The following is a 14980-nucleotide window of genomic DNA, read 5'->3' as shown; positions in this document are numbered from 1 at the left end:
GTCAGACTGAAGGTCCTTTTGACGGCCGTGTCGTGCTTGCCTCCAAGCCTTTTTCGGTTGCCGAGGCCCTCGGCAAGGAGGGCCTGAGCCAGGCCGACTACGACGAGATTGTCCGGCGGCTGGGCAGGGAGCCGAATCGCGCTGAGCTGGGCATGTTCGGGGTGATGTGGTCGGAGCATTGCTGCTACCGCAACTCACGGCCCCTGTTGCGCGGTTTTCCAACCACCGGCCCCCGCATCCTGGTGGGACCCGGTGAGAACGCCGGCGTGGTGGATCTGGGTGAAGGCCAGCGGCTCGCCTTCAAGATCGAGAGTCACAACCACCCTTCGGCGGTGGAGCCCTTCCAGGGAGCGGCCACAGGGGTGGGCGGAATTCTCCGTGACATTTTCACGATGGGGGCCCGGCCGATCGGCCTGCTCAATGCCCTGCGTTTCGGTCCGCTCGAGGACGAGCGCAATGTGGGCCTGATGGAGGGGGTGGTGGCCGGCATCGCCCACTACGGCAACTGCGTGGGGGTGCCCACGGTGGGCGGTGAGGTGGCATTCGATCCCAGTTACTCGGGCAATCCCCTGGTCAACGCCATGGCGCTTGGCTTGATGGAAACCGAGGAGATCGTCTGCTCCGGCGCTGTCGGGGTTGGAAACCCGGTGGTCTATGTGGGCAGCACCACCGGCCGCGATGGCATGGGAGGCGCCAGCTTCGCGTCGGCGGAGCTGAGTGCGGCCTCGCTGGATGATCGCCCTGCCGTGCAGGTGGGGGATCCATTCCTGGAAAAGGGGTTGATCGAGGCCTGCCTGGAGGCGTTCAAAAGTGGAGATGTGCTGGCGGCCCAGGACATGGGCGCCGCCGGACTCACCTGCAGTTGTTCGGAGATGGCGGCCAAGGGGGGCCTGGGGATCGAGCTCGATCTCGACCGGGTGCCGGCCCGTGAAGCGGGAATGACCGCCTATGAATTCCTGCTCTCCGAGTCCCAGGAGCGGATGCTGTTCGTGGTGAAGGCGGGCCGTGAACAGCTCCTGATGGATCGCTTCCGGCGCTGGGGCCTGCAGGCCGCCGTGGTCGGACGGGTGCTCCAGGAGAACGTGGTGCGGGTGTTGCAGCACGGCGAGCTGGCAGCCGAAGTGCCGGCCAGTGCCCTTGCTGACGACACCCCGATCAATCACCACGAGCTGCTGAGCGAGCCACCGGCCGAGATCCAGGGCCACTGGTGCTGGAGCGAGGCCGAGCTGCCCGCTGTAGGGGCCGCCGGCATCACCCCTGACAGCGGCCCAAGGGCCGGCCAGTCCCTGGGCTGGGCCGAGGTGCTCGAGGCGTTGCTCGATGACCCCACCATCGCCAGCAAGCGCTGGGTCTACCGCCAGTACGACCAGCAGGTGCAGGCCAACACCGTGCTGCTGCCGGGCGGTGCCGATGCGGCGGTGCTGCGGCTGCGGCCCCAGGAGGGGGTTGCGACCCTCCTGACCAGTCGGCGTGGGGTGGCCGCCACGGTGGATTGCCCCAACCGCTGGGTGGCGCTGGATCCGGAGCGCGGCGCGATCGCGGCGGTGGCTGAGGCGGCTCGCAACCTCAGTTGTGTCGGGGCTGAACCCCTGGCTGTCACCGACAACCTCAATTTCGCCTCACCGGAGACACCAGCCGGCTACTGGCAGCTGGCGATGGCCTGCCGCGGCCTGGCCGAGGCGTGCCAGGCCCTTGAGACGCCCGTCACCGGTGGGAATGTCTCCCTCTACAACGAAACCCGCCTTGGCGATGGCCGTCTCCAGCCGATCCACCCCACCCCGGTGGTGGGCATGGTGGGCCTGGTTCACGATCTCTCCCAGGTGACCGGCCTCGCCTGGCGTCAGTCGGGGGACACGATCTGGCTGCTTGGCGTTCCCCTCGAAACAGCGGATGGGGCCGAAGAGGATCGCCTCGGCCTTGGCGGCAGTAGTTACCTGGAGTGCATCCATGGTCTGGCCACCGGGCGTCCACCCCGCACCGACCTGGTCCTGGAGAGGAGGCTGCAGGGTCTGCTGCGGCAGGCGATCAGCCGGGGCCTGGTGGCTTCCGCCCATGATCTCAGCGATGGTGGCCTGGCGGTGGCTGTGGCCGAGTGCTGCATCGCGTCAGGGCTGGGGGCCCAGCTGATTCTGCCGGCCGGTGCCAGCCGCCTCGACCGTCTGCTGTTTGCCGAGGGTGGCGCTCGTGTGCTGGTCAGCGTTTCGGAGAGGCAACTCCCGGCCTGGCAGCACCTGCTCAGTGCGTCCGGGGTGGGTCCGGTTCCGGCGATGCGGCTGGGCCAGGTGGAGGGTGATGGTCGGCTGGCCATCAACCTGGCGACGCAACCGGTGCTGAACGCCGAGGTGGCCACACTCGCCGCTCTCTACGAACAGGCCATTCCGCGCCGTCTGGCTGTCTCAGCCTGAGGCACAATGCAGGCAGCAATCTCAAGGTGAACGGGCCTGTGGTTTCTGCGCACCCCAGGCATCACCGGTCCAAGCGGGCTGATCCCCCTGAGCGACCCGACCGCATGGAGGAGGCCTGCGGGGTGTTTGCCGTCTATGCACCGGGCCAGCCGGTGGCCAATCTCACCTATTTCGGTCTTTACGCCCTGCAGCATCGCGGCCAGGAATCAGCCGGGATCGCTGTGTTCAATGGCGCCAGGATCAGGCTTCACAAGGACATGGGCCTGGTCAGCCAGGTGTTCGACCAGGATGTGCTCGAGCGGATGCCGGGCGAGCTGGCCATCGGCCACAACCGTTATTCCACAACGGGCAGCAGCAAGGTCTGCAATGCCCAGCCGGTGGTGCTGATGACCCGGCTGGGTCCCTTTGCACTGGCCCACAACGGCAACCTGGTCAACGCCGCTGAACTGCGGCAGGCCCTGAGCCACCTGGCTGCCGAGTTCACCTCCACGACGGATTCCGAGCTGATCGCCTTCGCCCTCCAGGAGGCGGTGGATGGCGGCAAGGGCTGGGATGCCGCGATCGAAGCGGCTGTGAGTCAGTGTCGTGGTGCCTTCAGCCTGGCGATCGGCACGCCAGAAGGCTTGTTCGCCCTCCGGGACGGCTATGGCGTTAGGCCGCTGGTGTTCGGCCACCTGGGTGAGAAACACCAGGGTCAGTGGGTGGTGAGCAGTGAGAGCTGCGGCCTGGATATCATCGGCGCCTCCTATGACGGTGACATTGCACCTGGTGAGCTGATTCATTTTCAGGCTGGTGAATCGGTGCCGAAGCGGCGGCTCTGGATTGAGGAGCCCACCAAGCTGTGTGTGTTTGAAATGATCTATTTCGCACGCCCTGACAGCCGTTTCTTCGGTGAATCTCTTTACAGTTATCGGCACCGCATCGGGGCGCTGCTTGCCAGGGAAACCAATGTGGAAGCAGATATCGTGATCGGGGTTCCCGATTCAGGTATACCGGCCGCGATCGGTTTCTCCAAGGCCAGTGGCATTCCCTATGCCGATGGGTTGATCAAGAACCGTTATGTGGGCCGCACGTTCATCCAGCCCACCCAGGCGATGCGGGAGGCCGGGATCCGCGTCAAGCTCAATCCCCTCCCCGATGTGCTCGAAGGCAAGCGGGTGGTGGTGATCGACGATTCGATCGTGCGCGGCACCACCAGCCGCAAGCTGGTGCAGGCCCTGCGTGATGCCGGTGCTACCGAGGTGCACATGCGGATCAGCTCTCCGCCGGTCACCCACCCCTGCTTCTACGGCATCGACACCGATAACCAGGAGCAACTGATCGCTGCCCGGCTCACCCTCGAGGAGATCACCAGCCATCTTGAGGTGGATTCACTGGCCTATCTCAGCCAGGCAGGGATGCTGGAGGCTGCCCACGATCACGCCTCTCATTTCTGTACGGCCTGTTTCGATGGCAATTACCCAATCCCGATGGATGAGGAGATCCGCTCCAGCAAACTCATGCTGGAGCCATCGGGGATTGCCGCCACAGTCTGAGCTCAGTTGTTCGGGATTGACACCAGCAGTGGAACCAGCCCCTGAACGGTTTCGCCTGGCTTGAGGGGGAAACTCTGTCCTGAGCCCTGGCAGTCCTGCCGCTCCAGATCCTCCACCCGCAACCGGAAACTGCGGCCACTCGATACGGACGCTGCCACCACTGCGGTGGCAGCAGCCTGCAGGTCGACAAGCGCGGCGTCGCGTCGCTCGAAGTGCAGACCGATCTGGCCGAGATCACCCCGCGCGCAAAGGCGCAGGCTCTCGTGGCGCAGGCGTTTGATCTGGCCGAGGCTGCTGGCCAGCAGCAGATCGGAGCTGGCGGCTCCACAGGCTGCCCCGACGATCTCCTCCCCAGGCAGCAGTCTCATCAACAGGGGGCCCTGGGCGGTCTTGCCCATCAGCGGCAGGTTGGCCTCGTTCACTGCCAGGCGGAGCATCCGGCCGGTGCTGCTGGCCACCACGAGCTCTTCGCCTTCCCGGCATTCCACCACCCGGCAGAGCCGGAGGCCATCTTTCAGTTTCAGCACCGTCGCGGCGCGGCCGGAGAGGTCGAGGAACGATTCGATCGGCAGTCGCTTGAAGCGGCCATCGCTGCTGAGCAGGCCCAGGCTTTTCCGGGGTTCCTGCTCCAGGGGCAGCAACTGGACCACCGCATCACCGGCCAGGCTTTCGGGCAGGAACTTCTCAAGGCCACCGGTTTGCTGGGCAGCGAACTCCCAGCGCAGCAGCGCCACCCGGCCACTGGAGGTGAAGGCCAGCAGGGCCGGTTTGCTGCTGATCGGCAGGATCAGTCGCGCCGGTGCCGGATGGTCGCCGATCGGGGTCGGCTCATCGAGATGGAGGCGCCCGAGCATCTGGGCGCCCACCACCCGCAGCTGGCCGTCGGTCTGGATCAACAGACGTCCGTCGGGGGGGAGGGCGTTGAAGGCCTGGTGACGCTGCAGTTCGGTGGTGGGTCGGTTGGCAGCGGCGCGCTGGGCCACCAGCTCATCGCCGCCGCTCACCAGCCTGGTGCGCCGCGGGGTGGCGTAGCGCTTCTTGAGGCCGCGCAACTCCAGCACCATGGCGTCGAGCAAGGACTGGCGGTTATCGAGCAGGTGACGCAGCCGCTCCCGTTCCTCGGCCAGTTCAGCGGCCTCCTTGCGCAGGCCGTCCTGCTCCAGGCCGGTCAGGCGGCGCAGGGGCATGGCCAGCACAGCTTCCGCCTGGCGCTCGCTCAGATCCAGATGAACCTGCAGGCTGGCCTTGGCGGCGGCGGCATCGCTGGCAGCCTGAATCCGCTCGATCACCTCAGGCAGGGAGTCGAGGGCCCGGATCAGACCTTCCACCACCTCAAGCCGGTCTTCCGTGCGCTTGAGAGCGTGGCGGGTGCGTCGGATCAGTGTGTGTTCCCTGTACTCAAGGAAGTGCTGAAGCAGTTGGCGCAGGTTGAGCTGGCGGGGCTGGCCGTTGACCAGGGCCAGCAGGATCGCGCCGAAATTGCTCTGCAGGGCGGTGCGGCGCTGCAGTTCGGCCAGCACCTTCTCCGGTTCCCCGTCCCGACGCACTTCCACCACCACCCGCATGCCATCACGGTCGCTTTCGTCGCGGATGTCGGCGATGCCGCCGATCTTGCCGTCGTTCACCTGTTCGGCCAGTTTCTCGATCCAGCCGGCTTTGCTGAGCTGGTAAGGCAGCTCGGTGATCACCACGGCGCCGCGCCGATGGCGGCCCTTGCCGGGCTGCACCTCTTCGATGTGGGCGACCCCCCGCATCGGGATGCTGCCGCGGCCGTTGAGGTAGGTGTCGCGCACGCCGCTGCCGGTGAGCACCTCGCCGCCGGTGGGGAAATCGGGGCCGGGCACCAGCTCCAGCAGCTTCTCGTCGCTGAGCTCGGGTTTGCGGATCAGGGCGATCAGCGCCTCCACCACCTCGCCCAGATTGTGGGGCGGAATGCTGGTGGCCATGCCCACCGCAATTCCTGTGCAACCGTTCAGCAGCAGAAAGGGGAGCAGTGCCGGCAGCACCGTCGGCTCCTGCTGTGAGGCATCGAAATTGGGGGCGAAATCGACCGTGTCGCTGCTGATTTCGTTTAGCAGCCCCTCGTTGGCGATCGGGGCCAGGCGGATTTCGGTGTATCGCATCGCTGCCGGCGGATCGTCATCGACAGAGCCGAAGTTGCCGTGGCCATCGAGCAGGGGATGGCGGCTGGAGAAGGTCTGGGCCAGGCGCACCAGGGCGTCATAGACGGCCTGGTCGCCGTGGGGGTGGTACTTGCCGAGCACGTCTCCCACCACCCGGGCACATTTCCGGTAGGGCCGATCCGGGGTGAGGCCCAGCTCCTGCATGGCGAACAGGATGCGCCGCTGCACCGGTTTGAGCCCATCGCGGACGTCGGGAAGGGCCCGCCCCACGATCACGCTCATGGCGTACTCGAGGTAGGAGCGCTGCATCTCCTGATGCAGGGAAATCGGCAGAACGCGCTCCTCAGCCATCCGGGTCTGGAGTCTCAGGGCGGAAGGGTTTCAGCCTACAGATCCCGTCCGGGCCGATCTCCCGGCGGCAGCCGGGCCTAGCTGTCGTCGTCGCCCGAGCTGGCCGTACCGGTGGCATTGGCGTTGGCCCGATCGACGGAGCCTTTCAACTCAGGCTGGCTGAGCAGAGTGCTGGTGCTGCTGCGCAGGCGGCTGCCCCAGAGCTGTTCCTTCTGAAAGGCGTCCAGCACATAGTTGGGTTCGATCGCCAGGGCGGCGCTGGCCAGCTGCCTGGCCTCTTCTAGCCCGGCCGGGCTGGCGTTGAGGGCACTGGCCAGGGCCAGCATCGGCTCCGCCGCCCTGGCGTTGATCCGCAGGCAACGGCGCCAGCGCTCGATCGCCTCTTCGCGGCGGCCGAGCTCGTAGAGCACCAGCCCCTGATTGTTGATCGCTTCCCAGAAATCCTGGCGCAACTCCGTCGCCCGTTTGAAGGCCGTCAGCGCACCGGTGGAATTGTTCAGCAGCAGATGGGCGTTGCCCAGATCGAAATGGGCACCGGCGTTCTTGCCATCCAACCGGATTCCCTGTTCCAGCAAACCGACGGCTTTCTGCGGCTGCCCTTCCCGCAGGGCGAGCGACCCTTCGGCGAACCAGATGCCCGGATTGCCCGGATCGAGCTGCTTGGCCTGGGCCAGGGAAAGGCTGGCCTGCTTGGCCTGATTGCTGCGCAGCTGGGCCTCCGCCAGCAACACCCAACCCCGGGGATCGTTGGGCAGCAGTTGCACGGTGAGGCTCGCCAGCCTGGCGGCGTCTTCGGCCTGGCCGAGCCGCAGCAGCCGGCTGGCCGCCTGAGCGATGCCCAGGCCCGCCGATTCCAGCTCCTGCGAGCGGGGCAGGTAGACATAGGGAACCACGGCCAGGGCCGGAGCCGTTGCCGCCACAGCTGCCGACAATCCTGTGGCCATCGCCAGGGCAATGGGCGCAGCCGCCAGGATGTCCAACCAGCGCGGTGCCATGCCAGGAAATCCATTGATCAACCAGCCTAGGCGCCAGTTCTGCCAGCGCTGGCCAGGAGATTGCGGCGCCACATCCAGGGCTTGATCCGGCGCAGGGTTGAGGCGCGCAGACGCTGATCCCAGTCGGAATCGCTCCAGTTGATCGCTTCCTCCGCCTTCAGATTCAGCAGCCAGGGTCGAGGTTGCAGGTCCGCATCGGTGCTGCTGACCAGAGGTTGGTGGTTCCAGGGGCAGACGTCCTGGCAGATGTCGCAGCCGGCTACCCAAGGCCCCATGGCGGCACTGATCGCCGCTGGCAGAACAGGATCTCGGTTTTCGATCGTGTGGAAGGCGATGCAGCGGCGGGCATCCACCACGAAGGGTTCGGGGATGGCCCCGGTCGGGCAGGCGTCGAGGCAGCGATTGCAGCTGCCGCAGAGCGGTTCGGCCGGGCTGTCAGCCGGTAGCTCCAGGCTGGTGAGCAGGTGACCGATCAGAAACCAGGAACCATGCCGTCGGTGGATCAGGTTGCCGTTCTTGCCGATCCAGCCCAGGCCGGCCTGCTCGGCCCAGGCCTTGTCCAGCAGAGGCGCGCTGTCGACACAGGCTCGCCAGCGCACCCCCGGTACCTGCCCCTCCAGCCAGCGCCCCAGCTGGCGGAGACGACCATCGATCAGCCGGTGGTAATCGCGGCCCCAGCCGTAGCGGGCGACGGCCAGGCTGCCGGGCGCCCTCTGCATGGCCACGTGGTAGTTGAGCCCAACGGCCAGCAGGCTGCGCACCCCTGGCAGCAGGGACTCGATCCGCTGGCGTCTTGGATCGGCCATCCAGTCCATCGAGGCCTGATGGCCAGCGGCCAGCCAGCGCTGCAGCGCCGCTGTGCGCAGCTCGATCCGTTCGCCCGCCGGCACGGCTGCGAGGCCCACCGGTTCGAAGCCCAGGGCAGCCGCCTCCCGTTTCAGCTCCCGGGCCAGAGTCAGGGCCGATGGTCCGGCCGGTTGCCCTTCTGAGCTCACCCGTAAAGTTCTCGGACAACGCCATTCTGCTGTGAGCACACCCGCCTCTGGACGCCTCGGCTACCTGTTGCGCTGGATCGGCCTCACCTTGGTGGCGCTGCTCGTTCTCCAGGTGATGGCGGTGGCTGTCCTGGGTACCTGGAGCGAGCCGGCCTTTGTTCAACTGGTGCTGGAGAGGTTGATCAGCCAGTCGCCGATGGCCCTGGTCGGTCTGCTTCTCGTGTTGTTCGGCTCCCGCCTCGACCATCCCGATCAGCCGCGCACCCCGCTGCGCTGGCTGGTCACGGTGCTGGCGGGGCTGCTGGCGGTGGCCCTGGCCGTCGCGGTGCCTCTGTCGATCACCGGCGATGGAGCCCTGACAGCCCAGACCGACCAGGCCCTGGCCGCGAAACGCAGCCAGCTGGAGATGGCCAGGCAACAGAGCAAGAATCCCCAGGTGATCGAGCAGCTGATCCGTCAGGCCGAGCAGGCTGGCCAGGTGCCGCCCCAGGCCAGCGCCGATCAGAAGCTCCAGGCTGCCCGCGGCTTCATTGATCGTCAGCTCCAGCAGATGGAGCAACAGCTCAAGCAGGAGGAAAGGGCCAGCGGTGTTGCCCTCAACCAGCGGCTTTACAGCGGCACGGCAACTGCTGTGCTGATGGCGGTGGCCTTCACCCTCGTGGCTCTTGCGGCGGTCCTCTGAGTGCGTTGCACTCCTTCTCCGCCGATGGCTGGTTAAGTTGGGGGGAGCTGTTGAATCGCCGGTCATCCGGCCCCACCGTTGGTTCAATCCAATCCACGATCGGATCAACCCCTGGCGGGACGCCTGCAGCAGGATCTCAAGAATGATCTGATTGCCGGCCTGCTGGTGGTGATTCCACTGGCAACCACAATCTGGCTTGCCACCACGGTGAGCCGGTTTGTGCTGGCCTTTCTCACCACCATTCCAAAACAGTTCAATCCGTTCAACACTCTCAATCCGCTTCTTCAGGATCTGATCAATCTGGGGGTTGGACTGCTGGTGCCCCTGCTGGCCATTCTGTTGATCGGCCTGATGGCGCGCAACATCGTGGGCCGCTGGCTGCTTGATTTCGGCGAAGGCACCCTGCAGAGGATTCCCCTGGCTGGATCGGTCTACAAAACCCTCAAGCAACTGCTCGAAACCGTTTTTCGTGATAACTCCACCCGCTTTCGCCGGGTGGTGCTTGTGGAATATCCCCGGCAGGGGCTTTTTGCGGTCGGTTTCGTCACCGGCGTGATCGGTGCCGCCGTTCAGAGCGGTTTTCAGGAGCCGATGCTGAGTGTCTTCATTCCCACTGCACCCAATCCCACCACCGGTTGGTACGCGGTGGTGCCCGAGAGCGCCGTACGGGATGTTGATCTCTCCGTGGAGGATGCCTTCCGCACGATCATTTCAGCCGGGATCGTCAGCCCTGATGATGAGCGGGCCAGCACGGCCAGCCGCAGCTTCTCCAGCCTGATCGCCCAGTTGCGTGCTCCGGTGTTTTCCTCCACTCCCCCCACCAAGGCCTGAGTTCACTCAAGCCCCTTTTCCTGTTGCTTGATGCAGAGTCGATCCGTTTCCCGAGAACTGGCCCTGCTGATGCTCGGTCAGATCCATGACCGCCTTCCCGCTTCCGACCTGCCGCTCGATGCGCTTCTGCAGCAGGCCCTCGCCAGCCTCGGCCAGCACGTGCGTGAGGCCCTCGACAGCTCCGCCCTCGATCTTCAACAGGCCCAGCAGGAACTGCTCGACAGCGAATTGATCGACGGCGAAGCCCAGTTGCCTCGGGTGCGTCGACACCTCCAGAGCGGCCTGACCCTCGCTGAGCAGGCGATCAACCGGCTCTCCGCCGGCCTTGAACTGCCCCGCTTGCTGATGCTCGCCGACCAGGAGCAGATCCGTCGCGGGGCGGTTGATCGGGCCAGGGCTGTTCTGGAGCATCGCGAGCAACTCGACCAGCAGCTCGATGGGGTGATGGAAGGTTGGCGACTGACCCGGCTGCCCCGGATCGACCGTGACATCCTGCGCCTGGCGGCCGTGGATCTGCAGCGTTTCGGAACGCCTGCGGCTGTGGCCTGCAATGAGGCCGTGGAGCTTGCCAACCGTTACAGCGACGAGCAGGGACGGCGGATGATCAACGGCATCCTGCGGCGGCTGACCACAGCCCGCTGATCGCCTGAGCAAGCCATGGTTTTCGACTGGTTCAACCGCCGGGCCGCTCCCTCCGATGCCCCTCCGGATGCGTCTCCCCCAGCAGGGCCCGAACCCGAGCAGGAGGCCCAGGAACGGGACGCCAGAACGGAAGCTCCTGAAGCTGGTTCGGCCGAGCCCTCCAGCGCGATGCCGGCAGTTTCCAGCCAGCCAGCTCCTGCCCCCGACGGGGTGGATCAGGAGGCGTTGGCCTGGGCCAGGCAGGCCTACGCCCGACTGAAGGCCGAGCAGCAGGCAGCACGAGAGATCGAGCCGGCAGCGAATTCCGAACCGGAAGCACCGCTCCAACCCAGCACAGAGTCCACCAGCCCGGCTCTGTCCCTGCTGGAGCAGGCGGCGGCGGGGCGTGAGCAACGGCAGGCGGAGCTTCTGGACATTGCCGTGGCGCCGTCCCCCGCCCTCGATGCTGAGGAAGCGGCGCCCAGCCTGGGCCGTTTTGATGCTGAGTTCAGCTGGTCTGCCGAGGTGCTGGCGGCCCAGGGTCTGCAGGCCGATCAGGTGTCTCTTGAGGAGATCGACTGGCTGGGACGCCTGCGCCGCGGCCTGGAGAAGACCCGTCAGGGTTTTGTCAGCCAGCTGCTTGAAACTCTCGGTGACGATCCACTCACCCCGGAGGTGCTCGATGACATCGAGAGTCTGCTGCTGCGGGCCGATGTGGGGGTGAGAGCCACGGATCGGGTGCTGGAGGCCCTGCGCCAACGTCTGAACGTGGAGGTGGTGGATCCGGCTGAAGGATTCCGTTTTCTCAAGGAACAGCTGTGCAGCCAGCTGGAGCAACCGATCAAGGCCAGTGGTCGCGAACTGCTCGCCCCGGAGCGGGATCGCCTCAACGTGTGGCTGCTGGTGGGGGTGAACGGGGTCGGCAAGACCACCACCCTCGGCAAGCTGGCCAATTTGGCCGTGCGCAGCGGCTACAGCTGCCTGATCGCCGCCGCTGACACCTTTCGTGCCGCCGCGGTCCAGCAGGTGACTGTCTGGGGCGAGCGAAGCGGTGTGGCGGTGATCGCCAACCCCAGTGCCAACGCCGATCCCGCCGCCGTCGTGTTCGATGCGATCGGCGCCGCCAAGGCGAAGGGCATCGAGCTGGTTCTGGTCGACACGGCCGGCCGACTCCAGACCAAGCACAATCTCATGGAGGAGCTTGCCAAGGTGCGCCGCATCATCGACAAGCTGGCACCGGAGGCGGCTGTGGAATCGTTGCTGGTTCTTGATGCCAGCCAGGGTCAGAATGGGTTGCGTCAGGCGATGGCTTTTGCCAGTGCCGCCGGCCTCACGGGTGTGGTGCTCACCAAGCTTGATGGCAGCGCCCGTGGTGGCGTGGCCCTGGCTGTGGCCTCGGAAGCGGAGCTGCCGATCCGATTCATCGGCGCCGGCGAAGGGATCCGCGACCTGCGCCCCTTCAACGGCTTCGAGTTCGTCGAGGCGCTGCTGGCGCGTTAGCGCTTGACGCAGCACCGGCTGATCAGGAGGTCCGCCGCAAACTTGCTACCGTTCAAAGCCAACAAGTCCATCCCGTTGAGCCGCCCGCCGAAGCCACGGGTGCCGCCCTCACCGCCGCGCCCCCACCCGTCTCTCTCGGCGGCGGTTTCGATGCGTCAACTGCTGGAGAGCCTGAGCCGGGAGCAGCGGCGGAATCAGGAGCTGCTGGCTTCGCTCGGCTTCACCCTGCGCAGCTTCACCAATCTGAGCCGCTTTCTGGAGTTGGTGCCCCTGGTGAGCTCCCGTCTGGTGGGAGCGGAGGGCAGTCTGCTGGTGGTGCTCCAGGCAGATGGACGGCTCTGGAAGGAGCAGCTGAATGGCTCCCCGCTGGAGCGCTGCTCAGACCTTCTGCGCCAGCTTGCCGACTTGGCTGATCAGCCACTCGACGCTGAACGACTGGATCAGGAGGTGGCGATGCTGCTCGGTGATGCCCCCGTGTTCGCCGCGCCGGTGGTGGCACGCAACCACACATGGGGGCGGCTTTATGTCTTTGGTTCCCACGCTGGCCTGAGCTGGAGCGAGGTGCATCACCGCCACCTCCAGCTGGTGGCGGATCTCACCGCTGTGGCCATCGAGAACGATTCGCTTCGGGAGGACAGCCGACGCCACGAACGGCTCGATCGCCAGCTCAGCACCGGTGCGGCGATTCAGGCCCAGTTGCTGCCGGACCATTGCCCCGTGATCGATGGTGTGGAGCTGGCGGCCCGCTGCCGGCCAGCCTTCGAGGTGGGAGGCGACTACTACGACTTCATTCCTACCCATCCTGAACGGCTCGGCCGCCAGCGCGAAACCTCACCCTGGGCCCTCGTCATGGGCGATGTGATGGGTAAAGGAGTGCCCGCCGGCCTGCTGATGACCCTGCTGCGGGGGATGCTGCGGGCCGAGGTGCTCAGTCGCCTGCCCCCCGACCGCATCCTCCATGACCTCAACAAGCTGGCCCAGGAGGATCTGTCCCAGTCCCACCGGTTCGTCACGCTGTTCTATTCCGATTTCGACCCTTTCACCAGGGTGCTCCGCTATGCCAATGCAGCCCATAATCCACCGCTGCTGTGCCGGCGCCAGGGCTATCGGGTTGAGCGGCTCGACGCTTCCGGGCTGCTGATCGGCCTGCAACTCGATGCCGAGTACGGCTGCGAGCAGGTGGTGCTGGAGCCCGGGGACGTGGTTCTGTACTACACCGATGGGGTCAGTGAGGCCCCCGGCCCCGGTGGAGAGCGCTTCGACGAAGGGAGATTGATCCGCAGTCTGCAGGCCGCCAGCCAGGCCGGTCTCAGCGCCCAGGACATCCTCAATCAGCTGTTCACCCGTCTTGATCGCTTTGTCGGGGTCAGTCGCCCGCTGGATGACGACGCTTCCATGGTGGTGTTGAAAGTCCGTGAGGAGGTCGCCTTGCCGACCTTCCCTGGTTGATGCGGCAAGCTTGGCGGCTGGGTCGGGGCCGGCGTTGATGGCAGCAGAGAGATCCCAACCGCCCAGAGGGGTGTCCGGTGGCAGCGCCGCCGGCTGGAGTGATCGCTTCGAGCAGGGCTTGAATCCGGCGATCGAGCGCTTCAACGCTTCGATCGGTTTCGACCTGGAACTGCTGCCCCAGGATCTGGACGGCTCGATTGCCCATGCCCGCATGCTGGGCCGCTGCGGGGTGATCACGACGGCCGAAGCCGGGCAGCTGATCGAGGGACTGGAGCTGGTGAGGGCCGAAGCCGCCGCCGGCCACTTCAACCCCGGCCTCGAAGCTGAGGATGTGCACTTCGCTGTTGAGCGGCGCCTGATCGAATTGCTCGGTCCCCTGGGCAAGAAGCTCCACACCGGCCGCAGCCGCAACGATCAGGTGGGCACCGATCTGCGCCTCTGGCTCCGTCAGAAGATCGATGGGCTTGATGGCTCGCTGCAGCGCTTTCAGCTCGCCCTGCTTGGCCAGGCCGAAGCCCATGCCGACACGCTGATTCCCGGATACACCCATCTGCAGCGTGCCCAGCCCCTCTGCCTGGCCCACCATCTGCTGGCCTACGTGGAGATGGCCGAACGTGACCGACAGCGTCTCGCCGACGTGCGCCGACGGGTGAACATCTGCCCCCTCGGTGCCGCCGCCCTGGCCGGCACCCCCGTGCCGATTGATCGCCGCTCGACCGCCGCCGAGCTGGGTTTCGAGGCGATCTATGCCAACAGCCTCGATGCGGTCAGCGACAGGGACTTCGCCGTGGAGTTCAGTGCTGCCGCCAGCCTGATCCTGGCCCACCTCAGCCGCCTGGCGGAGGAGGTGATTCTCTGGGCCAGTGAGGAGTTCGGCTTCGTGCAGCTCACCGACCGTTGTGCCACCGGCAGCAGCCTGATGCCGCAGAAGAAGAACCCGGATGTGCCGGAACTGGTGCGGGGCAAGACCGGTCGGGTGTTCGGCCACCTGCAGGGACTGCTCACGATGATCAAGGGTCTGCCCCTGGCCTACAACAAGGACTTTCAGGAAGACAAGGAAGCCCTCTTCGATGTGGTGCGCACCACGCACGACTGTCTGGAGGCGATGGCGATCCTGATCGAGGAGGGCATCAGCTTCCAGCCGGAACGCCTGGAGCAGGCTGTGGCGGCGGATTTCTCCAACGCCACCGATGTGGCGGACTATCTGGTCGCCCGGGGCGTGCCGTTCCGGGAGGCTTACCACCTGGTGGGCGGGCTGGTCAAAACCTGCCTGCTGGAGGGCCTGCTGTTGCGGGATCTGCCCCTGGATCGCTGGCAGGGCCTCCATCCCGCCTTTGAAGCCGATGTCTACGCAGCGATCGAGCCCCGCCAGGTGGTGGCGGCCCGGCGCAGTGAAGGGGGCACGGGGTTCAGCCAGGTGCGCGACCAGTTGCGGCTGACCCGGTTGCGGCTGGGCGCCGGGCCGCAGCCCCTCGCCCCTGGTTGATCCCTGC

At 66.1% G+C, this 14980-nt stretch carries 11 protein-coding genes; 8 read left to right on the top strand and 3 right to left on the bottom strand.

What is annotated here, in order from left to right:
* Positions 1-32: 32 nt before the first annotated feature.
* Entirely contained in the window at positions 33-2405 is a 2373-nt protein-coding gene (purL, locus tag ACXMDY_RS12150) for a phosphoribosylformylglycinamidine synthase subunit PurL (protein ID WP_259702627.1), read from the top strand.
* 104 nt (positions 2406-2509) lie between these two features.
* Positions 2510-3940 (top strand): amidophosphoribosyltransferase, encoded by a 1431-nt coding sequence (gene purF, locus ACXMDY_RS12145; protein ID WP_259702626.1) that lies wholly within the window; start codon positions 2510-2512, stop codon positions 3938-3940.
* 2 nt (positions 3941-3942) lie between these two features.
* Here the strand turns inward: purF and ACXMDY_RS12140 are convergent, their stop codons facing one another.
* The 3 genes from ACXMDY_RS12140 to queG all read right to left on the bottom strand — a co-directional run bounded on the left by ACXMDY_RS12140 (position 3943) and on the right by queG (position 8404).
* The gene (locus ACXMDY_RS12140) at positions 3943-6414 is read right to left on the bottom strand and encodes a DNA gyrase/topoisomerase IV subunit A (RefSeq protein ID WP_259702625.1); all 2472 of its coding nucleotides are present in this window, start codon (positions 6412-6414) and stop codon (positions 3943-3945) included.
* A gap of 77 nt (positions 6415-6491) precedes the next feature.
* A complete protein-coding gene (locus ACXMDY_RS12135) occupies positions 6492-7409 on the bottom strand; it encodes a tetratricopeptide repeat protein (RefSeq protein WP_259702624.1) in 918 nt (305 codons plus the stop codon).
* Between the two features lie 26 nt (positions 7410-7435).
* Positions 7436-8404 (bottom strand): tRNA epoxyqueuosine(34) reductase QueG, encoded by a 969-nt coding sequence (queG, locus tag ACXMDY_RS12130; RefSeq protein ID WP_259702623.1) that lies wholly within the window; start codon positions 8402-8404, stop codon positions 7436-7438.
* A 31-nt stretch (positions 8405-8435) separates the two neighbouring features.
* On the opposite strand from queG, the gene ACXMDY_RS12125 reads away from it, so the two are divergent.
* The 6 genes from ACXMDY_RS12125 to argH all read left to right on the top strand — a co-directional run bounded on the left by ACXMDY_RS12125 (position 8436) and on the right by argH (position 14973).
* Positions 8436-9086: an HpsJ family protein gene (locus ACXMDY_RS12125; RefSeq protein WP_259702622.1), complete on the top strand. Its 651-nt coding sequence runs from the start codon at positions 8436-8438 to the stop codon at positions 9084-9086.
* A 78-nt stretch (positions 9087-9164) separates the two neighbouring features.
* The gene (locus ACXMDY_RS12120; protein ID WP_259702621.1) at positions 9165-9917 is read left to right on the top strand and encodes a DUF502 domain-containing protein; all 753 of its coding nucleotides are present in this window, start codon (positions 9165-9167) and stop codon (positions 9915-9917) included.
* A 30-nt stretch (positions 9918-9947) separates the two neighbouring features.
* Positions 9948-10559: a transcription antitermination factor NusB gene (gene nusB / locus ACXMDY_RS12115; protein WP_259702620.1), complete on the top strand. Its 612-nt coding sequence runs from the start codon at positions 9948-9950 to the stop codon at positions 10557-10559.
* A gap of 15 nt (positions 10560-10574) precedes the next feature.
* Positions 10575-12038, top strand: coding sequence for a signal recognition particle-docking protein FtsY (ftsY, locus tag ACXMDY_RS12110; RefSeq protein WP_259702619.1), 1464 nt, complete (start codon positions 10575-10577; stop codon positions 12036-12038).
* A 75-nt stretch (positions 12039-12113) separates the two neighbouring features.
* Positions 12114-13487 (top strand): PP2C family protein-serine/threonine phosphatase, encoded by a 1374-nt coding sequence (locus tag ACXMDY_RS12105; protein WP_399244272.1) that lies wholly within the window; start codon positions 12114-12116, stop codon positions 13485-13487.
* A gap of 37 nt (positions 13488-13524) precedes the next feature.
* Positions 13525-14973 carry an argininosuccinate lyase gene (argH, locus tag ACXMDY_RS12100; protein WP_259702618.1) on the top strand — a complete coding sequence of 483 codons (1449 nt, stop codon included), beginning with the start codon at positions 13525-13527 and terminating at the stop codon, positions 14971-14973.
* Positions 14974-14980 lie beyond the last annotated feature (7 nt).

Source organism: Cyanobium sp. ULC082 (genome assembly GCF_977927535.1).
This window is presented reverse-complemented; position numbering and strand designations above follow the sequence as displayed.